Genomic DNA, 23844 nt, shown 5'->3' on the forward strand with positions numbered 1-23844 from the left:
CCGACGCGGAGTGAGGGCCGCTCCTGCCGCCACTCGTCGTAGATGACCGGTACCCGTCCGTACAGCCGCAGCCATGAGTCGCCGTCATCGTCACCGACACCGGACATGCGCGCGGTGACGGTGAAGTCGCCATCGGACCTAATGCTGCAACGGTCTTTGGCCTGATGGCCGGGCAGTTTCGGGTGGTGTGTGTCCACGTCGTTTGTAGTGGCTGAGGCGAGCTTGGTGTTGTCGGTGGCATCGCCGGTGTGACCAGTGCAGGACGTGTTCGATGGGTGCGGGGCGGCGGTGGGTGAGGCGGTGGATCAGTCGCCGGATTTCGGGGGAGGGTGAGGGGTATGAGCTGGGAGGAGCCGTTTCTGCTTTGGCGCTCAGGACAAGCGGAAGGAGGATCCGTGCGATGCGCCGCTCGCCGGCCGCTCCGGTGGCCCAGGAGCTGCCCTTGCTGCGGTAGATACGTCGCAGAGCGAAGGCGAGCAGAACGGCGATGCCGCCGTACCAGTCCAGGTAGATCATCGTTAGGTATCCGACCGCGGAGGCCGGAATCATGGTCAACGGGGTGGTCCAGGCGGCGGTGAGGTGCTGTTTAGGGCGTTCGGTCGCGCGAATCGTGTCGGCCATCGCCTGGGCGCTCGCGCCAGGCCACCCCCTGGTTCGAGGAATCCCCCTACGGGGCCCGCCCCAACGGGATCACCGGCACCCAGCCGGCCATCGCCCACCTCCTCGTCGAGGGCCACGTCGACGAAGCGATCGCCCGCCGCCTCGGCATGAAGGTCCGCACCTGCCGCGGCCACATCGCCAAACTCTCCGCCGCCCTCGGCAGCGGCAGCCGCGCCCAACTCGGCTACCTCATCGCCCGCTCGGACATCCTCGACGACCGCACGGCCGACCCGGCGGACTGAAACCGGCCCTCCTCCCCCGTACAACCATCCGCCGATCTCCGCTGTCTTGATCCCCGTGAAGAAGACGCTCATCGCCTCCGCCGCCGCACTCGGCGCGCTCGCCGCCGTCACCGGCCCGGCCGCGGCCCCCGCCGCGGCCGCCTCCGACGCCCTGTGGCTCTGGTCCGACCCGTACGAGATCACCCTCGCGGGCCCGTCCGAGGACGGCTCCCCCGCACCGTCGCAGTCGCTGACCGTGCAGATCAGCCACGACAACACGGCGACCACCGTCCCGGCCGGCACGCTCACCGTCGACGCCTCCGGAGTCGCCTCGTTCGCCGAGGTCACCTGGCCCGCGAACTGCCGCCCGGAGAACGAGACCACCGCCGTCTGCACCACCCCCGAACTCCCCGGCGGCGCCAACGCCCCCGCCGCGCGGATCGGCCTGACCACCAAGCCGGGCGCCACCGACGGCAACGACGGCTACGTCCGCTACACCGCCCAGGCCGGCGGCATGAACGCCTACCCGGGCGAGACCTACGTCGCCGTCAACGACGGCCCCGCGCTCGGCCTCACCCAGGCCGAGTACCGCACCGGCATGGCACCCGACCAGCCCTTCGACTCCTCCGTCGTCCTCGGCAACCAGGGCAACCGCACCGCCGACCGCACCCTGCTCACCGTCTTCACCTCCCGCGGCATCCGCCTCGGCATGTCCGTCCCCTCCAACTGCGAGTCCACGAACGCCGTCACCGGCCGTACGTTCCTCTGCGTCCTGGACGAGCGGACGACCCCGGGCTCGTACCACTCCCTCCCGCTGAAGTTCCGCACCAAGGACATGGCCCTCTTCGACCGCGTCGACTATTCGGCGCAGCCCTACTCCGAGCAGGCGCTCGCCGAGGCCCGCGCCGGCCGCGCCTTCACCCCGGGCGCCGGCCCGGAGCTGAACCTCACCCCGGCCGCCGCCCCCTCCGACGAGCTCCAGCCGTACCGCAGCTTCACGGTGAAGACCGTCAACCAGGCCGACTACCGGCTGACCGCCTCCACCGTCTCCGGCGCGGCCGGCGACACCGTCCCCGCCACCGTCACCGTCCACAACGCGGGCCCCGCCTGGGTCGCCTCCCTCGGCGCGGGCGAACCCGCCGCGACCGTCGACATCGACATCCCCGCCGGCACCTCGGTCGCCTCCGCCCCCGACGCCTGCTGGTCCCAGTCCGAGACCCGCTACCGCTGCAACACCCCCATCTACCTCACCGAATCCGGCAAGCCCGCCACCCACACCTTCCCCTTCACCCTCCACATCGACGAGGTCATCCCGAACGCCACCGCCCGCGCCGCCCTCTACAACGACGCCTACGAACCCGCCGTCCGCACCTTCGACCCCGACCTGACGAACAACACGGCCACCCTCACCGTCAACCCCTCGACGAGCTGACGCACGCCCCCTCCGGCTGCCCGGCCCGAGCCCTGCCCCGGCCCTGTACGAGCCGGGCAGCCGACCCACGCACCGCCCCGATAACCCCACCCGCACCACCCGTCGGCGACTGGCCCGCCCAGAGGGCGGAACGGGCGGGCACGGGCGGACCAAAGCGCCGAGCGCCCGACGCCGCCCACCCCCGCCCCCACACGCACCTACACCCGATCTCTGGCAGACAGTCCGGAACAAAACAGTTCTCGCTACGTGAAGTCGCCCATGGCCTTCTGCGCCCATGGCGCGTAGGGCGCCGGGACCAGTTCGTCCAGCGGCGCCCCGTTCGCCGCCTTGGCCGCGTTGGCCGTGAAGTTCGTCGTCAGGCAGGCGCCCGGCTCGACCGTCTTCGCCTGGACGCCGAAGGGCGCGAGTTCGAGCGCGAGGGACGTGGTGAACCCTTCGACGGCCATCTTGCTCGCCTTGTAGACGGCTGTGAGCGGCATGTGGCCCAGCACCACGCTGGAGGTCACGTTGACCACCACCCCGGAGCCGCGCTCACGAAACTGGGGCAGCACCGCTTGTGTCACCGCCATCACGCCGAACGTGTTGGTTTCGAAGACTTCCCGTACCCGGACCATGGGGGTGCCCTCGAACACGCCGATCAACGGGACACCCGCGTTGTTGACCAGGACGTCGACGGGCTCCGCAGTCTCCAGCGCGGCAGCGATGGTGTCGGGCCTGGTCACGTCGAGCTCGACGACACGGAGCCGGTCGGACTCGGGCAGGACGTCCGTACGCGGCGTACGCGGCGTCGCGACGACGTTCCATCCCTGCGCATGGAAGTAGAGGGCGGTCGCCCGCCCGTACCCGGATGAGGTGCCAGTGATCAGAACTGTCTTTATATTGCGCCCCTTTGCGATGTGGTGGGATCCATACGGGCGGGCAGGATTTTTCCTGCTCCACGGGAGAACCGGTGATCCCATTGAATCGTTCTGACCTGCGGAGATAGTAGAACTATCCTCGCTACTCCTTACACGATCCTCCAGTAAAGCCCACCCAGCTCAGGGCAGAAGACCTGCTGGCGCACGCACGGCCTGACGCAGGCGGGCGGCGTCCTGGCTGGGGGGTGCGCCGAACTGGCGGCGGTACTCCCGGCTGAACTGCGACGGGTTGTCGTAGCCGACGCGGTGGCCGACTCCGGTGACGTCTCCGGGGTGGGTGGCGAGCAGCAGCCGGGCCTCCTGGAGCCGGATCTGCTTCTGGAACTGGATGGGGCTCATCGCGGTCACCGCTTGGAAGTTGCGGTAGAAGGCGGAGACGCCCATGCCGGACTGCCGCGCTACGTCCTCGACCCGGAAGGGCTGCGCGTAGTGCTCGCGGATCCAGCGCACGGCCCGGGAGATGTGGCTGAGGCTGCTGTCGGCCAGGCCGAGCTGGCGAACCGTCGCACCTTGCTCGCCGGTGATCAGACGCCACAGGATCTCGCGCTTGACCAGCGGGGCCAGTACGGCCCGGTCGCGGGGCTCGTCGAGCAGGCGCAACAGCCGGACCACCGCGTCCAGCAACGCGGCCGGAGCGTCACTGACGGCGATCCCCGACGGCGCGCCCCCGCTGCTCCGGGGGGCGTCTCCGGGCCCGGCCTCAAGCAGCAGCTCGGCAACGGAGGACGGTTCCAGGACGAGACCGAACCCCAGCGCCGGCTGCTTGGGGTCGGCCTGGGTGAACTGCCCTGTGACAGGCAGATCGACGGATGCGACCAGGTACTGCCCGGGCCCGTATTCGAACACCTTCTCACCCAGGGCGAGGCGTTTGGCGCCCTGCGCGATGACCGCCAGGAGCGTGCCGGACATCGAAGGCGTCGGCGGATCAGGGCGGTCGACCTTCGAGATGAGGACGCCGTCGACGGCGGTGGTCCAGTCGGGCCGCGCATGGCGCGCCAGCAGGGTGCGGAGTTCTTCGAGGTACATGCGTCCATTGCAGCACCATTCCGCGCTGCGGTTCCCAAAGTCGCGAGGATCGTGCAAGTGCGAACGAGTATCGGTCTAACGTTTCCGCAGGTCAACCCACTTGAATGGAATCACCGCACTCCATCACCGAAGAGAAAGAGAAGGAATCCATGATTGCCAACTACGGCTTCAGCGCCACCCTGACCGCCAGGCCCGGTATGGGCGACCAGCTCGTCGACCTGCTGCTGACCGGGCTGAACGAGGGCAGCCCCGGCGCGAGCGAATACTGCCTCGTCTACCTCGTCTCCCGTTCCGCGTCCGACCCCGACGTCGTCCACGTCGCCGAAGGCTGGACCAGCGAGGAGGACCACCACCGCGTCTTCGCCGGCAAGACCGCCCAGGCCATCGTGGCGCAGATCGACCCGCTGCTCGCCAAGGACTCCGAGTACACCGACTACGTTCCGGTCCGCGGCAAATCCACCCTCTGACCCGCGAACACCCCACACCCCAGCCTCTGCCGCCTCGGTGCCCACCGAGGCGGCCCCCATCCTCGCCCGCCCGTCCCGCCACCACCCACGAGAGGCAACGACCATGACCACAGCACGTCCCTCCCTAGACCCTGAACTGCATGAACTCCTGGCCGACACACCGCTGATGTCCCAGCTCAGCCCGGAAGTACTGGCGCAGGTACGCCCCTTCTCCTCGATGCCCGTCGAACCCCTCCTCGAAGGCCGCGCTATCGACCGGCGCGAGGTCACCGTTGCGAGTCCGGACGGTACCCCGATCCCCTTGTCCGTCTTCAGCCCCAAGAACAGCGATCGCACCGCTGCCGCACCCTGCGTCTACTGGATGCACGGCGGCGGGATGGTCATGGGCGACCGCTTCTCACAGATCGACATCCCGCTGGAGTGGCTCGACGAGTTCGGCGCCGTCGTGGTCTCCGTCGACTACCGGCTCGCGCCCGAGTCCACCGGCTCCACCCCGGTCGACGACTGCTACCAGGGACTGCTCTGGATCGCCGACCACGCCGCCGAACTGGGCATCGACCCCGCCCGGATCATCGTCGCAGGCGCCAGCGCGGGCGGCGGCCTCGCCGCCGGCATCACCCTGCTGGCCCGCGACCTCGGCACCCCGACGATCGCTGCCCAAGTCCTGATCGGCCCCATGCTCGACCACCGCAACACCACCACCTCCAGCCTCCAGTACTCGAACGGGCCCGGCGTCTGGACCCGCGAGATGAACGGATTCGGATGGCGCTGCCTCCTCGGCGACCTCACCGACGACGAGGTACCCGCATACGTCTCACCCGCCCTGGCCGACGACCTCGCGGGCCTGCCGACCACCTACATCGACACCGGCTCCGCCGAAGTCTTCCGCGACGAGGACACCGACTACGCCACCCGCATCTGGGCGGCCGGCGGCCAGGCCGAACTCCACGTCTGGGCAGGCGGCTGCCACGGATTCGACGCCCTGTACCCGCAGGCACACATCTCGGCCACAGCCCGCCGAACCCGCACGGACTGGCTCGCCCGGCTCCTGCCCACGAATCCCGCCGCATAGGTGAAGTCGACGAGTTTCGGTCGTACGCTTCAGCCTTGGCTAACGAGTCGGTGCGTGATAGCGGGTGGGGTGTGCTGGTTCGTTTGAGGACCGTTGCTCAGGCTTGGGCGGTGCGGTCGGAGCCGGGGTCGGCGATGGCGCGGTAGGTGTCGGGCAGGCGGTCGCGGCGGTGGGTCCAGCTCGCCGCGGGCACCGAGTTCGTCGAGGGCCAGGCGGTGGAGCCTGGCCCACACCCGTGCCTGTGACCACTCCGAGAAGCGCCGGTGGGCGGTCGCTCCGGACGGGCCGAACGACGCCGAAGGCAGCTGCTGCCAGGTACAACCCGACGTGGCCACGAAGACGATCGCGGCCGGCACTTCCCGGTCGCCGTGACGGCGCCGACCACCGCCCTGCGGCCGCGACGGCGCCTCCGGCACCACCCGCTGGAACAACTCCCACAACTCGTCCGGCACCAGCCGCTCGACGATCCCCACCATGACTCACAGAATACCGATTCATCCAAATGAGATGGCCTGTGAACCGGCAGCCCCTCGGCACGCCGCTGCCCGATCTCTGCGGCCTTGCGGGCGGCGGCCCGCGCGTTCTTCAGGAAGATGCCTACCTTCGCTCCCTGGAAGATGGCGTCCAGCGGGCCAGGAGGTGCCCGTGTTCGGCGGCCCACTCGCGTGCGGCGGACAGGCCCTCCTCCCACGCGACGTCGTAGTGCGACCAGATCATGCCGAGCTTCTCCAGCTGGGCGATGCGGTCCTCGTCCATGTCGCCGCGGGCGTAGAACAGGCGGGCGTCGGCGGTCCACTGCCCGAGCGGGAACCCGGCGAGCGAGGCCGGCCACCCGGTGGCTTCCGCCTCCTGGTCGCCGACGGCGGGCACCCGGAACGTGAACGGCACGCGGAGGTCACCGTGCTCGCCGGGCCAGGAACTGCGGTGGGAGGTTGAGTCGACGTGTCCGGCCTGCGGGTTCGGCCTGGCTGTGTGTGGCGGTGACCTGCCGGAAGAACTGCGTGGCCGACTGCTCACCGAGCACGAGTGGGCAAGGCTGCGGGTGACTCAGCCAACGAGGAACGCCGCCGTCATGCAAGTACTGCGGGCGGAACTCCGGCATCGGCCTGGACGGCGTCCGGGCCGTGTTGGAGCAGGTCTTGGCCAACCAGTACTCAGGGACCCTGCCCGAAATAGGGCTCCTGGCACGGAAGTTGCGGGCATCAGGCATCGAAGCGGCCGCGTCACGGACGGTGAATGAGTGAGACTGCCGGCGGGGGAAACCGCGGCGGCCCGTCGGCGTGCTGTGCGGGGGATAGTGGCGGCGGTTTCGTCCCTGGGACGTGTGGATGGGCGGGGTGTCGTAGAACGTGTGTCGTGGCATCCGGGTGAGCTCGTTCCGGAGAGCTGGCTCTACGCGTGTGACTGCGAGGCCGATCGCCACTGGAGCACCGACGGGAAGGGCCACCGGTTCTCGCCCCTTCCGCGGGATGCTGCGGGGCTTCGTGGGCGCTCCGTACGGGCCCCGGACTCCCAGCTCTGTCCCCAGGGGCAAAGTAACCAGCGGGTAGCTTTCGGATAGTCAGATGACCCGTTTCCTCGCTCTCGGGCGCCTCGTTGAGCCGTCCGTGTGAAGCCCGGGGCAGGCCGAGGGAAGGGGCGGGTGTGCGGCAAGAGTGGTCGCCGGAAGAGCTGTTGGCGAGCTGGACGCTGGTGGACGGCGACTGGGACCTGGTGGCGAACAAGAGCGGATCGACACGGCTCGGCTTCTCGCTGTTGCTGAAGTTCTTCGAGCTGGAGGGCCGGTTCCCGGATCTGCTGGAGGAGGTTTCGCATGCCGCGGTGGAGTACGTCGCCGGGCTGGTGAAGGTGCCAGCGGCCGAGTTCGCGAAGTACGACCTGACCAGCCGGTCGGCGAAGAACCATCGCAAGCAGATCCGTGAGGCGCTGAAGTTCCGGCCCGCCACCCGGGCGGACGAGGAGAAGCTGATCGCGTGGCTCGCCGAGGAGGTGTGCCCGGTCGAACTGGTGGAGGACCGGCTGCGCGAGGCCCTGCTGGTGGAGTGCCGGGAGCGGAGCATCGAGCCGCCGGGGCGCGTCGACCGCATCATCACCGCGGCCCAGACCCGGGCGGAGAAGGCGCTGTGCGCGCGGACCATCGAGCGCCTGGGCGACGTGGGGGTGGCCCGGCTGCTGGCGCTGGTGGCCGAGGACAACGAGGACGGCGCCGCCCTGCTGGCCTCCCTCAAGCGCGACCCGGGCGCGGTCAGCCTGGAGTCGCTGCTGACGGAGATCAGCAAGCTGAACGACGTGCGCAGACTCGGCCTGCCCGACGGGCTGTTCACGGACTGCTCGGAGAAGCTGCTGGCCGCATGGCGGGCGCGGGCGATCAAGATGTACCCCTCCGACTTTCGCGACACCGCCGAGGACGTGCGGATCACCCTGCTCGCGGCTCTGTGCTCGTCCCGGCAGGCGGAGATCACCGATGCCCTGGGGGATCTGCTGATCGCCCTGGTGCAGAAAATCAACGCCCGTGCCGAGCGGTGGGTGGAGAGGCAGCTGACGGCGGAGCTGAAGAAGGTCCGCGGCACGGAGGGCATCCTCTTCAAACTGGCCGACGCGGCGATCGGCCAGCCCGACGAGCTCGTGCGCACGGCGCTGTATCCGGTGGTCGGGGAGAAGACGCTGCGCGACCTGGTCGCCGAGGCCAAGGCGAACGAGAAGGTGTTCAAGGCCAAGGTCCGCACCACGTTGCGCTCCTCGTACAGCAACTACTACCGGCAGATGCTGCCGCCGCTGCTAAAGACGCTGGGCTTCAGGTGCAACAACACCGCCTACCGGCCGGTGATGGACGCGCTCGCGCTGCTGGAGAAGTACGCCGGCATCGACGGCAAGACCCGCTTCTACGACGCCGGCGACACGGTGCCGATGGGCGGCGTGGTGCGCAAGGACTGGGCGCGAGGCCGTCGTGGACGACAAGGGCAAGGTCGAGCGCATCCCGTACGAGCTGTGCGTGCTGGTGGCGCTGCAGGACGCGATCCGGCGCCGCGAGATCTACATCGAGGGCGCTGGCCGCTGGCAGAACCCGGAGGACGACCTGCCCGGCGACTTCGAGGCCACCCGCATCGTGCACTACGCGGCGATCCGTCAGCCGATGGACCCGCAGGCGTTCATCGGCGACCTGAAGCGGCGGATGACGAACGGCCTGGACCGGCTGTCGGCCGCGCTCGCGGACGGCTCGGCGGGCGGGGTGAAGGTCACCACCCGGCACGGGGAGCCGTGGATGAAAGTGCCGAAGTTGGAGAAGCTGGACGAGCCCACCGGCCTGACGGCGCTGAAGGAGGAGGTCGTACGCCGCTGGGGTGTGCTCGATCTGCTGGACGTGCTGAAGAACGCCGACTTCCTCACCGGCTTCACCGACGAGTTCGCCTCGGTCGCCGCGTATGAGCGCATCGACCGGGCCGTCCTCCAGCGCCGTCTGCTGCTGGCGCTGTTCGCGCTGGGCACGAACATGGGGATCCGCGCGATCGTGGCGACCGGCGAGCACGGTGAGACCGAGGCGGCGCTGCGGCACGTGCGCCGGCACTTCATCACCGTCGACAACCTGCGGGCCGCCGTGCGGAAGCTGGTCAACGACACCTTCGCCACCCGGGATGCCGCCTGGTGGGGCCAGGGCACCGCGTGCGCGTCGGACTCGAAGAAGTTCGGGTCCTGGACCAGCAACTTCATGACCGAGTACCACGCCCGCTACGGCGGCAATGGCGTGATGGTGTACTGGCACGTGGAGAAGAAGAACGTCTGTATCTACTCCCAGCTCAAGAGCTGTTCCTCCTCCGAGGTCGCGGCGATGATCGAGGGCCTGCTGCGGCACTGCACGGACGCCGAGATCGAGTCGAACTACGTGGACACGCACGGCGCGTCTGTGGTCGGGTTCGCGTTCACCGAGCTGCTGAACTTCCGTCTGCTGCCCCGGCTGAAGAACATCGGCAGCATCCGCCTGTACCGGCCCGACGACACCCCGCCCGGCTGGCCCGCGCTCGGCGGCTCGCTGACGACCCGGGCCATCAAGTGGAACCTGATCGCCCAGCAGTACGACCAGATGGTCAAGTACGCCACCGCCCTGCGCCTGGGGACGACGGAGGCCGAGCAGGTGCTGCGGCGCTTCACCCGCGGCGGACCGAAGCATCCCACCTACGCCGCGCTCGAAGAACTGGGCCGCGCGGTCCGTACGGTCTTCGCCTGCGATTACCTGGCCAGCCCCGGCCTGCGCCGGGAGATCCACGGCGGCCTCCAGGTCGTGGAGAACTGGAACAGCGCCAACACGGTCCTGCACTACGGCAAGGACGGCGCCCTGACCGGCCCGGACAAGGAGCACGCCGAGACCTCGATGCTCGCCCTGCACCTGCTCCAGAGCAGTCTCGTGCACGTCAACACCCTGCTGCTTCAGCAGGTGCTCGCCGAGCCGGCCTGGGCGAAGAATCTGAGCGAGGAGGACCGGCGCGGGCTGACCGCGCTGTTCTGGTCGAACGTCAACCCGTACGGCACCTTCCGCCTGGACATGGACAAGCGGCTCGACCTGCCGACCGCTGCCGTGCCCCGTCCCCGCACCCCGGCGGACATCGCCGACCGATCGAGTACGGGGACACAATGAAGGGCTTCGCTGATCTCACCGGCCCCCGGATGAACGAGGCCGTGTGGCCGGACGCTCGACCCGGCGGCCGTCGGTTTCGAGGTGCTGTCCTGGCCGGATGGCGGCCGGTGCGGTCAGGCGTCGCTGGTGTCGGTCGGTGTCGCCTCGCCGAGCATGGCGAGGGTCAGCACGTTGCCGGAGATGCCCCAGCCGCCGTCGGCGACCTCTTCGACCAGCACCATGGTGTTGTTGCGGGCGCGCTCGCCGTAGATCTCGACGTACAGCTCCGTGGTGCGGGTGACGATCTCCTCCTTCTGCTTCGGGGTGAGGGTCTTCTCGGGGACCTTGAAGTTCGCGAAAGGCATGGCTGGTTGTTCCTTCTCTCAGTGGGGCGTTACAGGGAGCTGCCTGCGGTGAGCAGGCTGTCCAGTCCGAGGCGGCGGAAGAAGTCGGCGCGGACGCGGTCGGCGACCGCGCAGACGACTTCGCTGCCGTCTCGGCTGGGGTCTATGTGGGTGCGCAGCGGCCGAGTGCCATGTGCCATCGCGACCAGGTGCACGACGGCTTCAGCGACGTCGGTCACATCGGCGTCCGAAGGGATAAGCGCGGCCAGGCGCTTGCCCAGATCGCCCATCAGGGGGCGGTGACGCTGGTCGTAGATTTCCGCACGGTCGGCGTCGGCGGGGGCGCCGGCGTTGGTGAAGTGGCTGGTGCCGGTGGTGAACGCACCGGGCACCACGATCGCGGTATCGATGCCGAACGGGAGCACCTCGGCGGCGTAGCTAACTGCCAGGACGTCCATCGCGGCCTTGGCGGCGAAGTACGGGGCCAGGAACGGGGGGCAGCCGCCGCGGGTGCTGGAGCTGCCGATCCACACCAGCAGCCCCGAGCCCTGCTCACGCAACTTCGGCAGGGCGGCGCGGTTGACGCGCTGCGTGCCCAGGACGTTCACGTCGTACAACTCCGCGAGTTGCTCAGCGGTGAACGCCTCAGCGGCGCCCAGGACCATGTGCCCAGCGTTGTGCACGACCACATCCAGCCGGCCGCGCTCGGCGAGGATCCGGTCGACTGCGGCGTCGGCGGAGTCCTCGGAGGTGACGTCCAGCTCGACGGCCTGTACGTCGACCTGGTGGTCGGTGCCGTAGCGCGCCAGGTCGGCCACCGCGGTCGCGTTACGGGTCGCCATCTGGCGGATGCCCGCGTACACGGTGTGCCCGGCGAGGGCCAGCGCACGCACGGACAGCGCCCCAATGCCGCTGGAGGCCCCGGTGACCAGGATGGCCTTTCCGGTGCCGTCGTTCCTCATGACAGGGCCTTTCGTTGATCCATGGGGTGGCTGCGGGCGGTTCAGATGATTCCGCCGTTGGCGCGGACGACCTGTCCGTTGATCCAGTGGCCGGCCGGGGAGGCCAGGAACGCGACGACCTCGGCAATGTCGGACGGGGTACCGAGGCGCTCCAGCGGGGGCTGGGCGGCCAGACGGGCGATGGTCTCCTCGTCCTTTCCGTCCAGGAACAGCTCGGTGGTCGTGGGGCCGGGCGCGACGGCGTTGGCGGTGACGTCCCGGCCCCGCAGCTCCCGGGCCAGGATCAGCGTCAGCGCCTCGACCGCGCCCTTGCTGGCGGAGTACGCGCCGTAGTTCGGGAAGGCCAGCCCCACCACGGACGTGGAGAACGTCACGATCGCCCCGCCGGGACGCACCCGACGGGCGGCCTGCTGGACGACGACGAACGTGCCGCGGATGTTGGTGCGGTGCAGGTCGTCCAGGACGGCCAGGTCCAGCTCGGCGATCGGCGCCATGTGTGCCCGCCCGGCTGCGTGCACGACGACGTCGACACCGCCGAACTCTGCCTCGGCCGCGTCGAACAGAGCCGCGACGGCGTGTTCGTCGGCGACGTCGGCGCGTACCGCGATCGCCCGGACGCTGCCGATGGCGGCGGCCTCCTTTACGGCGGCTTCGGCCTCGTCCTGGTTGCCGGCATAGCCGACCACGACGGCGTACCCGTCGGCGGCCAGCCGGCCGACGGTCTGGCGGCCGATTCCGCGCGAGCCGCCGGTGACGATCGCGACACGGGGTGAGGCGGAGGGCTGGGCCGGGGCAGCGAGCCCGTCGAGGGAAGTGGGGATAGGCATTACTGACTCCTGTGGTGGATGCGTGTCGGGTCGCGGTCTCGCCGTCGCCCTGCTGCGTCCTCCACAATCGGCCGGTCCCCCACCCCTAGCCAGGGCTGCGTTTACCCAGGGGATGCCACCCCCTGGCTACGGCTCGGCGCGCGAGCGACCATGAAGGGGTGAACCTTCCAGAACTCGGCGCCTTCCTCAGGACACGCCGCGACCGCGTCCGACCCGCCGAGGTCGGTCTCCCCCAAGGCCCGCGCCGCCGCGTCCCCGGGCTGCGCCGCGAGGAAGTCGCCCAGCTGGCAGGGCTGTCAGCCGACTACTACACCGAGCTGGAGCGCGGTAGCGCAAAGAACGGCGTGCAGCCCTCGGCCCAGACCCTGGCCGCCCTCGCCCGAGCCCTGCGCCTGAACGGCGACGAGCGCGACCACCTGTTTCACCTGGCCGAGCGGCCGGTCCCGCCGTCAGCACACGGACCGTCGGCACACGTGCAGCCCGCGCTTCTCGGACTGTTGGACCGGCTGTCCAACACCCCCGCGCGCGTCATCACCGACCTGCACGAAACCCTGGTGGAGAACGAGCTGGCCCGGACCCTGCTCGGCACGTCCCCGGCGCACCGCAGCCCGGCGGCGAGCTTCGTGTACCGCTGGTTCACCGACCCTCATGCGCGCGAGAGGTACCCGGTCGAGGATCACCCGCACCACTCCCGGGTGTTCGTGGCCGACCTCCAGGCAGCGGCCGCCCGGCGCGGCCGGGACGCGGAGGTCACGAAGATGGTCGCCGTGCTACGCCGCCGTAGCCAGGAGTTCGCAGCTCTCTGGGACACCCACGACGTCGCGGTGCGCCGCATGGACCACAAGAGAATCGTCCACCCCACGCTCGGCATCATCGAACTCGACTGTTACAACCTGCTCAGCGAGGACGGACGCCAACGCCTGCTGTGGTTCACCGCGCCGCCCGGAAGCCGGGGAGCCGAGCAGCTGGAACTGCTGTCCGTCATAGGAACCCAGGACCTGAGCGTCACCGACGGCACGGCACCGGAGGGTTTGTCCGCGGCCGAATCCGGATCGCAGCGCTGACCCGCGCCGCAGAGGGAGGACCGCCTTCCCAGCAAGGCGTGGCTGTTCTCCGGCCCAGGGTTCACGATTACCCCCTTGATTCCCGTTTCCCCACGCTCACGGGATGGTACTCACAGCGGCAAGTTGACCGGGTGCGGCAGTGCGGGTGTTTCATAGGCGGTCACTCGTGAAACTCGGCCCCGCGCGCCGATTATGCTGGGCTTTCCCAGTTTCATGGGTTGTTGCAGACGACTCGACGGGATGAACCGTCACATGAAACAGTCGGGGCCGTAAGCGACGACTTCAAGCGCGTGGAATCGCACGACTGCCCGATGTCCACCTGCGCCGCCCCGGCCGGCTCGCCGTGCCGCACCGGCAAGGGCAAGGTGGCCATCCAGTACCACACCGCCCGCTTCCGCCTCGTGCCCCAACTCGCCAAAACGCTCAGCGTGCCGACCCCCGCCGTGCGCAAGCCCGGCTCGGTCTGGACCAAGCTGCCTCGGCCCGTGAGCGCCGGCGCCGAACCAGTCGGGCACGTCCGCCTCGGGTACGCCCGCGCCTCGACCGCCCGGCAGTCCCTCGACGCGCAGCTCGACTCCCTGACCGAGGCCCAGGTGACCCGCGTCTTCTCGGAGAAAATCTCCACCCGCGCCACCAGACGCCCCGAACTGGAGGCCGCCGTCAAACTCGCCGGGGAGATCCGCTCCTCCGGCGTCGCCGTCACCCTCGTCGTCCACGAACACAAGCGCCTCGGCCGCGGCATCGAACTCGCCATGCTCGCCGAGGAACTGAAGGCCAGCGACGTCGGCCTGGAGTTCCTCACCGGGGAACTGAAGGGCTCCCACGATCCCTCGGGCATCGTGTTCACGGTGCTGGCCGCCATGTCCGGCATGGAACGCGAGTACATCCGCGACCGCACCCTCGAAGGCCACGAGTCCGCCCGCAAGCGCGGCAAGACCATCGGCGGCGCCAGCGTCGCAGACGAGTCCATGCTGTCCATGGCCCTCCACCTGCGCGAGCAGGAGATGAGCCTGCGTGACATCGCTAAACGGCTCGTCATCACCACCGGCAAGAAGAAGGGCCAGCACCCCTCGCCCGCGACCGTCATGCGGATGCTCCGCGAGTACGACGCGCAGAAGGCCACAGCCGTTGTGGAGGTGAACGCGTGACCACGTACCGTACGGTCCTCCGGTTCACCGCGAACGGCCCCAAGGTGACTGGGGAGTGGGCCGCCGGCACCGCCGCCCGGCGGACATGGCGAGGCTGGGTCGGGCACTACGGGAGCGACGAGAACGTGGTCATCCGACTCGTAGAGGAAACGGACAGCCGTGAGCGTGTGCTCACCGCCTGGGAGCACGGGCGAGCCGCCGGACACCGTCGAACCAACGGCCTGAACATCACAGACGGCTACTTTGCCCCTGGGGACAGAGCTGGGAGTCCGGGGCCGTACGGACGCCCACCCCGACTCCTGACACCCCGCCCCCGACGCCCCGGAGGGAGCCTGCAGGGGGTTCTGAAGCCGCCGGTGGAGCCGATGCTCGCGCAAGCCCATGGCACTCTCCCACTCGGCACCATCGCCTTCCAGCCCAAGTTCGACGGCTTCCGGGCACTTCTGTTCACCCCGCTCGGTGACGGGGACCCGATGTTGCTGCAGACCCGCCGCGGCTCTCTCGTCTCGCACGGGTTCGCGGCGCTGACGCGAACCCGTGCGAGTGGAGCGTGCTACTCGTCCGCCAGGTCGCGCTGCAGCCTACTTCCGGGAGAAGCGGCTCTCTCCTGGCGTCGTCACAGCTCGGCCACCGTCACCCCGCGTTGTCGCCGGCTGGATCCTCCGGCGCTCCGGGACCCTCCCGGAAATCGACCACCTTCGGCTCAAGGCCGTGCTGGTCCACTGCCACGAACTCGACGCCCTCACCACTCACGTGCGGTCCTTCGCCCAGATGCTCACCGAGCGCCAGGGCGAACGGCTGCCGCAGTGGCTTGATGCCGTCCGGCGCGATGACCTTCCCAGCCTCCACACCCTTGCCGCAGGCATCGAGCGTGACCGCGACGCCGTCATCGCCGGGCTCACCCTGCCCTGGAACTCAGGCGTGGTCGCAGGACACGTCAACCGGATCAAGATGCTCAAGCGCCAGATGTTCGGCCGGGCCGGCTTCGCTCTCCTGCGGAAGAGGGTTCTTCTGGCCAGCTGACCACAGCCACCCATAGGGTGACGGGGACGAGAGAAGATGCACCATGGATCCCCGCCTATCCCGCCTGCGTCGCAAGCTGGCCGCGATCCCGTTCCAACCCCTGCGCAGCCACTCCTTCGGGGAAGAGCAACACGAGTTCCGCCTCGGTCCGAAGCTGGCGGAAGCACGCGTCGCTGCGTTCGAGGCCGAGCACGGCATCGCCCTGCCCGGCGCCTACCGGCAGTTCCTCACGCGCATCGGCGGCTCAGGCGCGGCGCCGTTCTACGGCCTCATGCCTCTGGAACGGTGTTCCCTGCTGGTCATGAATCCGCGTGGAGAACCAGGGACACCCCGCGGCTTCAAGGGCACAGAACCCAGGGCCCACGGCCGCGATCTCTTCCTCCACATCATCGAGATGGGCTGCACTGACGTATGCGTCGTCGCGGTGACCGGCCCCCTCACCGGCCGCGTCCTCATCGGCAACACCGACGGGTACTGGGGCCCAAACGTCTCCTCCGCCCCCGACTTCCTCGACTGGTACGCACGCTGGCTCAACCACATGAGCGCCGGACGCGACAACCGGGCCCTGGAACTCACTTCGCCCCGACTTCGCGCCCATCCAGACCGCCATCGCATGGCCCCGAAGACCTGACTCTCCGTAACCACTCCACGGGAAGTGAGCCAGAACCAGTTCTCATGAACAATCAGGGTGAGTAAGACCATGCAGGACACGGTCTCAGGCGGACGGGGCCTCGGCCCGGGCGGGGGTCGCCGGGGCCTCGCCCTCGTCCAGGGCGACGTCCTTCGTCTCCTTGCCGATGAGGAGGGCGGTCAGGGTGAGGACGCCCATCACGGAGAGGTAGACGCCGACCAGCCACGGGGAGCCGTCGCCGGCCTCCCAGAGGGCGACCGCGACGAACGGGGCGACGGCCGCGCCGAGGATGGAACTGACGTTGTAGGCGATGCCGGAGCCTGTGTAGCGGACGCTGGTCGGGAAGAGCTCCGGGAGCATCGCGCCCATCGGGCCGAACGTCGTGCCCATCAGGGTGAAGCCGAGGACCAGCCACAGGACCACGCCGAGTGTGCCCAGGTTGATCAGCGGCACCCAGAGCAGGCCGAAGACGATGATGCCGGCGGTGACCCAGGCGAGGGTCCTGCGGCGGCCGTACTTGTCCGCGAGCGGGCCGGAGACCAGGGTGAACGCGGCGAAGAACAGCACACCGAAGATCATCATCAGGACGAACGTGGTGTAGCTGTAGCCGAGGCCCGGGACGTCCGCGTCCTCGGCGGTGCGGCCGTAGCTCAGCGAGAACGTCGTCATCAGATAGAAGAGGACGTACGTCGCCAGCATCGCGAAGCTGCCGAGGACCAGCTGCTTCCAGTGGTGGCGGAAGACGGTGGCCAGCGGCAGCTTGCGGACCTTGCCGGTCTCCTGCGTCTTCGCGAAGACCTGCGACTCGACCAGGCGCATGCGTACCCACAGACCGATCGCGACCATGACGGCCGAGAACAGGAACGGGATCCGCCAGCCCCAGCTCAGGAAGGCGTCGGAGGGCTGCGAGGGGTCGGCGCCCGCCGCGGAGGGCAGCAGCGCGCCGATGACCAGGAAGAGGCCGTTGCCGATGATGAACCCGAGCGGAGCGCCCAGCTGCGGGAACGTGCCCCACAGCGCGCGCTTCCCGGCGGGTGCGTTCTCGGTGGCGACCAGGGCCGCGCCGCTCCACTCGCCGCCGAGCGCGAAGCCCTGCGCGAGCCGCATCAGCACCAGCAGTGCCGTGGCCACCCAGCCGGCTTGCGCGTACGTCGGCAGAACGCCGATCAGGAAGGTGGCGATGCCCATCGTGAGCAGCGAGGCCACCAGGGTGCCCTTGCGGCCGAGACGGTCGCCGAGGTGGCCGAAGACGATCGCGCCGATCGGGCGGGCCACCATCGCCGCGCCGAAGACCGCGAAGGAGGAGAGCAGGGCTGTGGTCGCGTCGCTGCTCGGGAAGAAAAGCTTCGGGAAGACCAGGACCGCGGCGGTCGCGTAGACGTAGAAGTCGTAGAACTCGATCGTCGTGCCGATGAGACTGGCGATCAGGACGCGGGACCGGGAGTTGGCGGGCACGGCATCGACCGGGGACTGCGACGGGGTCTGGGCGGACCCGGTGGTGGGAGCGTACATCTCTGGGACTTTCACACGAGGGCGGAATGCGGCCGCCGACGTGAAGGGCCGGCGGTCCCGCACGGCGGCGCAGGTCTCCCCGTGGCAAGGCCGCGTGACCGGTGCGGGCGCCGTAACGATCTCACGCATCTCACAGGTCGGTTAGATATCGTCCAGAATATGGGATTATGGAACAGCGAGCGAACACCAACGCGGTCGCCGGAGGGTCTATGCGGTGGTGGCCCGTGGAGAGACCGGCGCCGGCCGGCTGCGGCGGTCCCTGACCGAAGTCCCGCTGCCAGGGCTGCCGACGGCCGCTGTTCCCGGCCATCGGCCTCACCTGCTGGCTACGGCCCGATGCCCGCACCTCGCCGCAGCGGCTCCTGTGCCACATCCACGGACGCGGCAAGGGCCGGCACACCCCGTCTCCGGCCGGCCGTACCCGATGCGATTCCCGGCCGCGCCGTACGGCGGCCCGTACGTTGGTTCCATGAGCGATGTCGCAACTCCGGGCGGTTCTCCCGCCGACCTCGTCGTCACCGGGTGTGCGGTCCTGGTGCACGACGACGCGGAACGGATCGGATTCCGCGAGGACGCCGCGATCGTCATCCGCGACCGGGTGATCGACGCGGTCACCACGGCTGCCGCCGCGCGGGACGTGCCGGCCGTGACACGGATCGAGGCACCCGGACAGATCGCGTTGCCCGGTCTGGTCAACTGCCACACACACGCCCCGATGGTGGTTCTGCGAGGGCTCGCCGAAGACCTGCCGACGCAGGAGTGGTTCAACGACGTCGTCTGGCCCGTCGAGACCAACCTCACCGAGCGGGATGTGGAACTGGGAGCGCGGCTCGCCTGCGCCGAGATGATCCGGGGCGGGGTGACCTGCTTCGCCGACCACTACTTCCACATGGACACGGTCGCCGACGTCGTCGCCGAGTGCGGACTGCGCGCCCACCTCGGTCAGGCGTACTTCTCCGACCAGGGCCCCCGGGGCCGCGAGGCGTCCCTGGAGTTCGCGCTCACCCGGCGCGGCACTGCCGACGGCCGCATCACCACCGCGCTCGCCCCGCACGCCCCCTACACCGTCACCGACGCCGACCTCGCCGCCACCGCCGACCTCGCCCGCGCACACGGCCTGCCCGTCCACATCCACGCCGCCGAGAACCGCGACCAGACCGACACCAGCCTGGCCCGGTACGGCCGCACCCCCATCGAGATCCTGGAGCGCACCGGCCTGCTCGGCACCGACCTGCTCATCGCCCACGGCACCGGCATCCTGGAGCGGGACCTGCCGCTGCTCGAACGCACGGACGGCCGTACGGCGGTGGCCACCGCACCCCGCGGCTATCTGAAGTTCGCCTGGCCGACCACCACTCCGGTACGGGCCCTGCGCGCGGCAGGCGTCCCCGTCGGCCTCGCCACCGACGGCGCCGCCTCCAACAACTCCCTCGACGTGTGGGAGGCCATGGCGCTCACCTCCCTGATACAGAAGTCCACCGAGGGCGATCCGCGCTGGCTGACCGCCCGCCAGGCCCTGCACCACGCCACCTCGCAGAGCGCCCGCGCGGTCGGCCTCAGGAACCGGATCGGTTCCCTCGCCCCCGGCCGACGCGCCGACCTCGTCCTCGTCGACCTCACCGGCCCGCACACCCAACCGGTCCACGACCTCGCCGCCACCTTGGTGCACAGCTCCCGCGCGGCCGACGTCCGCACGACAATCGTCGACGGCCGCGTCCTGATGCGGGACCGCGTCCTGCTCACCCTCGACGTGCAAGCCGTGGTACGGGAACTGACGGACCGGCTGCCCGGGCTGACCGCACGCGAGCACGGACGGCGCATCCAGGAGTACGACACCTGACCCGGCCGCCCACCTGGACCCGGGTCCCCTCGGGGCCACCGGGGCTGACCGAATCGGGCGGCGACGCGGTCCTGGACTTCTACCTGGCCGCCCGTACCTCCGCGACACGGCCGCGACCGTCGGCGTACCGCGCGGGGCAGTCCGGCACACGCCGGCATCCGTCGCCCGAGGGAATGCGGTGGAGACAGCACGCGCCGTGACATGCTCCCGCACGCCCCGCACGGCTGTTCATTCTCTTGTCACCTGCCAAGGCGTGCCGGCCCCCTGGCACAGAACGACCCCCGGTACCGCGCACCAGCTGGCGCGGGACTGCCGCGCGGACAGGTGGCAGCGGGGGCTCATGCCACGAGGGCGGCGGGTCTCATGGTGGTCTCGAACTCGGTGGGGTCAAACGGCCCAGCCGTAGTCGTCGTCGGCGTCGGCGGCAGCTCCGCCCGGTCCAGGTGACGATCGCGGTACGGAGGGCTTCGCGAGTGGCCCGGGCGCGGCGGTCCAGGACACCGCATGACGTCAGCCGCCAGGGCTGTCCTCACCCCGGAGAGGGCAAGCTGAAAACGCTCAGCGGCCGCCCGGCGGGCAGATCCGGTCCGGCAGCCAGACGGGCAGGCCCCGGCGTTCGTTCCCGGAAAGGTCACGGCCGAGGATGTCGCACAGCTCCTTCTTCCAGAGCGCCGGATCGAGGTGGAGGATGCCCACGGTGTTCTTGCCGACGGTGCGGAGCAGGGTTCTGCCGTCGCGGGAGACCGCCAGGAACTTCTGCTCCTCCGCGAACACGTGGGACTCACCTCGGCCCTCGGGGTCCGCCGCGTCCTGGAACCGTACGGAGTTCCCGTTGGCCAGGAAATGCACCGAGCTGTCGTCCTGGGAGCCCTCCCGGTACTCCCAGGGGTTCAGGGGCCCCATCGGGCCGAGCACCCGCTGCGGGGGCTTTCCCGTCCGCCCGACCGACCACAGTTCCATCATGGACCCCTTGGTCCGCACGGAGGCGAAGTTCCCGGTCCGGCCGGGAACCGAGGAGTCTGCTTCCGGTCCCAGGTCGGTGCCGAGTGCCTTGTTCTCCCGGCCCGTGCGCAGAGAGAAGGCGTGGAGGAACCCTTGGCCGTACATCGCGAGCTGCACGTGCCCCGGCTCCGGGTGGAAGGAGGCGGTGAAGCCCGGGGGTCCGTTCGTGTGAGCCCCAGGTCGCGAACGCCGAGCGGTTTCGACAGGCACGCGCCCGTTCGCCGACGTCACCACCTCGCGGGCGTCCGGGGAGAGGTCCGCGAGACCGAGGTACCCGGGTAACATCGCCCCCTCGTACCCGAACTCCGCGCCGCGGACGCTGCCTTCCGGTCCCAGCACCGCCGTCTCGTCCTTACCCGCACGGTCCACGTCGTGCCAGAACGAGGTCCCGCCGGCCTTCGTCGACAGGCAGGCGATCCTGCGGCCGTCCCGGCTGACCATCGGGAGGAAGGCGTCTCCCGCTCGGGAACGAAACGCGATCCCGCCGTCGAGGACCTTGTGGACGCGGTCGTGGTCGAGTGCACCCTCCTCCGGGACACGGCGAACACAGCGCCGCAGCCGCCGAGGAGACCGGTGGCCACTCGCATGGTGTCCATGATCCGGCCCACCTCGAGCAGCAGGGCCACCGCACCGGCCGGGATGATCCCGAGGGCCGAGGCGGTCGCAGACAGCGCGTCCTCGATCCGGTCGGCGTCCGGGTGCCCGCCCTCCCTCAGGAGCAGCTCGGCCTGCCGCTCGGTCACCACGTCCCCGGCCCTGGGAACGGCCACGGCCGAGTCCCGGCTCCTCCAGCCCCCGGGCGGAACACCGGCCTCGTCCTGGACGGCGCGCGGCGTCTTGCCCGCAGGGCGGTGGCCGTCACCGGCCATCACACCGCGGAAGAGACGACGCCGCCCGTTCACCGGGCGGATATCCGCTTGCCGGCACGATGTGCGGCTCATTCCGCTGTGCCGCTGAATAGTGGGTACGTGAGCTGAGATCAAGATCGTGCCGGTCCCACGCAGGCATGTGATCTTCGGAGACGGCTGGCCGCGGTCCCATGCGGTACGGGTGCGGGACCACCGGGCGATGCGGCGGAAGGACGGGCGGAGCGCAGTGACGATCAGCGATGCGGTGTTCGCGTGGTTGGGAGCCGGAGCACTGCTCGCGGCAGTGCTCCCCCGGGTGGTGGCCGGCCGGCCGCTCTCGATGCCTCTCTTGTTCTTGGTGGCTGGCGTAGGCGTGTACCTGCTGCCCTTGCCGCTGCCTGTGATCGATCCGGTCGAAGACCGGCAGCTGACTGAACACATCACCGAGGTCGGAGTGATCATCTCGTTGATGGGCGCCGGGCTGGCGCTCAACCGGCCTGTGGGCTGGCGTAGGTGGGGTACGACCTGGCGCCTGCTGGGCATCACGATGGTGTTGACCGTCGTTGCCACCGCCCTTGTCGCGTGGTGGCTGCTGGACTGGCCGCCTGCCGTCGCCCTGCTGCTGGCCGCCGTCCTCGCTCCGACTGATCCGGTGCTCGCCTCGGAGGTGCGGGTGGGTGAGCCCACCGAGGACGAGGACGACGAGGACGAGGTGCGCTTCGCCCTCACCAGCGAGGCGGGCCTCAACGACGGGCTCGCCTTCCCCTTGACGTACGCGGCGGTCGCGCTGGCCGCTGCCGCGGGAAGCGGCTGGTCGGCCACCTGGGTCGGCACATGGGCGATGGAGGACATCGCTCTCAAGTGCACTGTGGGCTTGTTGAGCGGGTTGCTCGTCGGCCGGCTGCTGGGCTGGCTGTTCTTCCACGCCCGCTCACCGGTGTTGCGCATGTCCGAACATCGGGAAGGCTTCGTCGCACTGGGTGCCACCTTCCTGGCCTACGGGGTGACCGAGTTGCTGGGGGGTTACGGCTTTCTCGCCGTGTTCACCGCCGCGTGTGCGATCCGGGCCGCAGAACGCGCCAACGGCTTCCACAACATCCTTCACGACTTCGTGGAACAGATCGAGCGCCTGTTCACCGCAGTGCTGCTGTTTCTGCTGGGCGCGTTCATCGCACTGGGCGGCCTTGCCTCTCTGACCTGGCAGGGCGCTGTCACCGGGCTGGTGCTCCTGCTGGTGATCCGGCCGTTGTCCGGATGGGCCGGGCTGCTCGGGAGCCCTCTACGCGCCGAGCAACGGTGGGTTGTCGCGGGCTACGGCATCCGGGGCATCGGTTCGCTCTACTACCTCGCCTACGGTCTGGGACAGCACGACTTCCCCGTGCCGGCGCGGGAACTGTGGGCGGTGGTGACGTTCACCGTGCTTGCCTCGGTGGTACTGCACGGAGTCACAGCAGGGCCGGTCGTCGCCCGGCTCGACAGGCTGCGCACCACTGCCACGCACCCGAGAAAGGAGAACCGGTGACGCACGAGCGGCAGCAACGCGGACCGCATGTCCGATGCGGAGTGGGAGGGGGCTCGGCCCCGGGTCTTGAACACGCCCGTGCGGCCCGGGCCGAGGTGGTTGATGTGGTTCGGAAGGTGCTCTCGTAAGCGAGGGGTGATCGCTGTCCGAGGCGGGAAGACGGCTGTCCCACCGGGACCGGCCTGACCATCCGGTCTGCCCGACCAGCAGCACGACATCCCGAGTTCAACCTCAGTGGTCGCAGTGGTGACCGAGCGCCGTACAGGCCGTGCCGAGTCGGCCGAAGGTCTCCACGGTGCGGTCGACGGCAGCGGCGGCCTGGTCCTCGTCGGTGGGGCCGCAGAGCAGGGCGAGGGCCCGGCGGCCGGCGTCGGCGAACTCCTTCGCCGCGTTGGCCACGGCCGTCTCGTCGATGTCGGCGAGGCCGACGGCGGCACCCGCCCGGGCGAAGGCGCGGGCGGTGGCACCGAACGCCCGGGCGAGCTCTTGGCGGCTCTCGTGCCGGGACATGGCGATGCTCCGCTGTGCGCCCAGTTCCTTCGCGGCGATCACCCCGCACAGGCCGACCGCGCCGGCACCGACGACCACGGCTGTCGAGCCGGGCTCGACCTCGGCGGCGTCGGCGGCCCACCAGCCGGTGCCCATGACGTCGGACACGGCCAGCAGCCCGGGCGAAGACATCGCCCGGCTCTCCCCGCTCAAGCACCGCAACCTGAA

General features: G+C 69.8%; 19 protein-coding genes and 6 pseudogenes. 12 read left to right on the plus strand and 13 right to left on the minus strand.

Going from position 1 to position 23844, the window contains the following annotated elements; translation table 11 throughout:
* Window positions 1-641: 641 nt before the first annotated feature.
* Together ACF1FZ_RS30790 and ACF1FZ_RS30795 are read left to right on the plus strand one after the other, a co-directional pair.
* Window positions 642-902: pseudogene (locus tag ACF1FZ_RS30790) on the plus strand (helix-turn-helix transcriptional regulator); the annotation flags it as partial.
* A 55-nt stretch (window positions 903-957) separates the two neighbouring features.
* The gene (locus ACF1FZ_RS30795; protein WP_391776674.1) at window positions 958-2313 is read left to right on the plus strand and encodes a hypothetical protein; all 1356 of its coding nucleotides are present in this window, start codon (window positions 958-960) and stop codon (window positions 2311-2313) included.
* Window positions 2314-2561: 248 nt separating this feature from the next.
* Here ACF1FZ_RS30795 and ACF1FZ_RS30800 read toward each other — a convergent pair.
* Both ACF1FZ_RS30800 and ACF1FZ_RS30805 read right to left on the minus strand, forming a co-directional pair.
* Window positions 2562-3191: pseudogene (locus tag ACF1FZ_RS30800) on the minus strand (SDR family NAD(P)-dependent oxidoreductase); the annotation flags it as partial.
* A 159-nt stretch (window positions 3192-3350) separates the two neighbouring features.
* A complete protein-coding gene (locus tag ACF1FZ_RS30805; protein ID WP_391776675.1) occupies window positions 3351-4256 on the minus strand; it encodes an AraC family transcriptional regulator N-terminal domain-containing protein in 906 nt (301 codons plus the stop codon).
* 149 nt (window positions 4257-4405) lie between these two features.
* Between ACF1FZ_RS30805 and ACF1FZ_RS30810 the strand changes: the two genes are divergently transcribed.
* Both ACF1FZ_RS30810 and ACF1FZ_RS30815 read left to right on the plus strand, forming a co-directional pair.
* Window positions 4406-4723 carry a putative quinol monooxygenase gene (locus ACF1FZ_RS30810; protein WP_391776676.1) on the plus strand — a complete coding sequence of 106 codons (318 nt, stop codon included), beginning with the start codon at window positions 4406-4408 and terminating at the stop codon, window positions 4721-4723.
* Window positions 4724-4826: 103 nt separating this feature from the next.
* On the plus strand, window positions 4827-5795 hold the full coding sequence (locus ACF1FZ_RS30815) for an alpha/beta hydrolase (protein WP_391776677.1): 969 nt from the start codon (window positions 4827-4829) through the stop codon (window positions 5793-5795).
* Between the two features lie 173 nt (window positions 5796-5968).
* Here the strand turns inward: ACF1FZ_RS30815 and ACF1FZ_RS30820 are convergent.
* Together ACF1FZ_RS30820 and ACF1FZ_RS30825 are read right to left on the minus strand one after the other, a co-directional pair.
* Window positions 5969-6271: pseudogene (locus ACF1FZ_RS30820) on the minus strand (transposase); the annotation flags it as partial.
* A gap of 121 nt (window positions 6272-6392) precedes the next feature.
* Window positions 6393-6683, minus strand: coding sequence for a helicase associated domain-containing protein (locus ACF1FZ_RS30825; RefSeq protein WP_391776678.1), 291 nt, complete (start codon window positions 6681-6683; stop codon window positions 6393-6395).
* Between the two features lie 756 nt (window positions 6684-7439).
* Here ACF1FZ_RS30825 and ACF1FZ_RS30830 point away from each other — a divergent pair.
* Both ACF1FZ_RS30830 and ACF1FZ_RS30835 read left to right on the plus strand, forming a co-directional pair.
* Entirely contained in the window at window positions 7440-9221 is a 1782-nt protein-coding gene (locus ACF1FZ_RS30830) for a DUF4158 domain-containing protein (RefSeq protein ID WP_391776679.1), read from the plus strand.
* Entirely contained in the window at window positions 9157-10425 is a 1269-nt protein-coding gene (locus ACF1FZ_RS30835) for a transposase (RefSeq protein ID WP_391776729.1), read from the plus strand. Before ACF1FZ_RS30830 ends, ACF1FZ_RS30835 begins: the two co-directional genes overlap by 65 nt.
* Window positions 10426-10538: 113 nt before the next feature.
* Here ACF1FZ_RS30835 and ACF1FZ_RS30840 read toward each other — a convergent pair whose 3' ends face one another.
* From ACF1FZ_RS30840 to ACF1FZ_RS30850, 3 genes are read right to left on the minus strand one after another with little or no spacing between them, the layout of a single operon-like run.
* The gene (locus ACF1FZ_RS30840) at window positions 10539-10769 is read right to left on the minus strand and encodes a tautomerase family protein (protein WP_012013599.1); all 231 of its coding nucleotides are present in this window, start codon (window positions 10767-10769) and stop codon (window positions 10539-10541) included.
* A 29-nt stretch (window positions 10770-10798) separates the two neighbouring features.
* Window positions 10799-11710 carry an SDR family oxidoreductase gene (locus ACF1FZ_RS30845; protein ID WP_391776680.1) on the minus strand — a complete coding sequence of 304 codons (912 nt, stop codon included), beginning with the start codon at window positions 11708-11710 and terminating at the stop codon, window positions 10799-10801.
* A gap of 41 nt (window positions 11711-11751) precedes the next feature.
* Window positions 11752-12537: an SDR family oxidoreductase gene (locus tag ACF1FZ_RS30850; RefSeq protein ID WP_391776681.1), complete on the minus strand. Its 786-nt coding sequence runs from the start codon at window positions 12535-12537 to the stop codon at window positions 11752-11754.
* A gap of 158 nt (window positions 12538-12695) precedes the next feature.
* Here ACF1FZ_RS30850 and ACF1FZ_RS30855 point away from each other — a divergent pair, with 158 nt between their 5' ends.
* The 4 genes from ACF1FZ_RS30855 to ACF1FZ_RS30870 all read left to right on the plus strand — a co-directional run bounded on the left by ACF1FZ_RS30855 (window position 12696) and on the right by ACF1FZ_RS30870 (window position 16403).
* Window positions 12696-13601, plus strand: a complete 906-nt coding sequence (locus ACF1FZ_RS30855) for a helix-turn-helix domain-containing protein (RefSeq protein WP_391776682.1) — start codon at window positions 12696-12698, stop codon at window positions 13599-13601.
* 311 nt (window positions 13602-13912) lie between these two features.
* The gene (locus ACF1FZ_RS30860; protein WP_391776683.1) at window positions 13913-14749 is read left to right on the plus strand and encodes a recombinase family protein; all 837 of its coding nucleotides are present in this window, start codon (window positions 13913-13915) and stop codon (window positions 14747-14749) included.
* A gap of 711 nt (window positions 14750-15460) precedes the next feature.
* On the plus strand, window positions 15461-15772 hold the full coding sequence (locus tag ACF1FZ_RS30865; RefSeq protein ID WP_391776684.1) for a transposase: 312 nt from the start codon (window positions 15461-15463) through the stop codon (window positions 15770-15772).
* Between the two features lie 43 nt (window positions 15773-15815).
* Entirely contained in the window at window positions 15816-16403 is a 588-nt protein-coding gene (locus tag ACF1FZ_RS30870; RefSeq protein ID WP_391776685.1) for an SMI1/KNR4 family protein, read from the plus strand.
* An 84-nt stretch (window positions 16404-16487) separates the two neighbouring features.
* Here the strand turns inward: ACF1FZ_RS30870 and ACF1FZ_RS30875 are convergent, their stop codons facing one another.
* Window positions 16488-17915 carry an MFS transporter gene (locus ACF1FZ_RS30875; protein WP_391776686.1) on the minus strand — a complete coding sequence of 476 codons (1428 nt, stop codon included), beginning with the start codon at window positions 17913-17915 and terminating at the stop codon, window positions 16488-16490.
* 469 nt (window positions 17916-18384) lie between these two features.
* Here ACF1FZ_RS30875 and ACF1FZ_RS30880 point away from each other — a divergent pair, with 469 nt between their 5' ends.
* Window positions 18385-19755 carry an amidohydrolase gene (locus tag ACF1FZ_RS30880; protein WP_391776687.1) on the plus strand — a complete coding sequence of 457 codons (1371 nt, stop codon included), beginning with the start codon at window positions 18385-18387 and terminating at the stop codon, window positions 19753-19755.
* Between the two features lie 558 nt (window positions 19756-20313).
* Here ACF1FZ_RS30880 and ACF1FZ_RS30885 read toward each other — a convergent pair.
* From ACF1FZ_RS30885 to ACF1FZ_RS30895, 3 genes and pseudogenes are all read right to left on the minus strand, one after another.
* Window positions 20314-21198: a hypothetical protein gene (locus ACF1FZ_RS30885; protein ID WP_391776737.1), complete on the minus strand. Its 885-nt coding sequence runs from the start codon at window positions 21196-21198 to the stop codon at window positions 20314-20316.
* Window positions 21199-21234: 36 nt separating this feature from the next.
* Window positions 21235-21431, minus strand: a pseudogene (locus tag ACF1FZ_RS30890) (C4-dicarboxylate transporter DctA); the annotation flags it as partial.
* Window positions 21426-21626 (minus strand): annotated as a pseudogene (locus ACF1FZ_RS30895) (conjugal transfer protein TraA); the annotation flags it as partial. The pseudogenes ACF1FZ_RS30890 and ACF1FZ_RS30895, both read right to left, overlap by 6 nt.
* A 226-nt stretch (window positions 21627-21852) precedes the next feature.
* On the opposite strand from ACF1FZ_RS30895, the gene ACF1FZ_RS30900 reads away from it, so the two are divergent.
* Window positions 21853-23127 carry a cation:proton antiporter gene (locus ACF1FZ_RS30900; protein ID WP_391776688.1) on the plus strand — a complete coding sequence of 425 codons (1275 nt, stop codon included), beginning with the start codon at window positions 21853-21855 and terminating at the stop codon, window positions 23125-23127.
* Window positions 23128-23358: 231 nt separating this feature from the next.
* Here the strand turns inward: ACF1FZ_RS30900 and ACF1FZ_RS30905 are convergent, their stop codons facing one another.
* Entirely contained in the window at window positions 23359-23541 is a 183-nt protein-coding gene (locus tag ACF1FZ_RS30905; RefSeq protein WP_391776730.1) for a hypothetical protein, read from the minus strand.
* Window positions 23542-23586: 45 nt separating this feature from the next.
* Window positions 23587-23799 (minus strand): annotated as a pseudogene (locus tag ACF1FZ_RS30910) (IMP dehydrogenase); the annotation flags it as partial.
* Window positions 23800-23844 lie beyond the last annotated feature (45 nt).

It is taken from the genome of Streptomyces sp. NPDC014623 (assembly GCF_043088245.1).
Classification (GTDB): domain Bacteria; phylum Actinomycetota; class Actinomycetes; order Streptomycetales; family Streptomycetaceae; genus Streptomyces.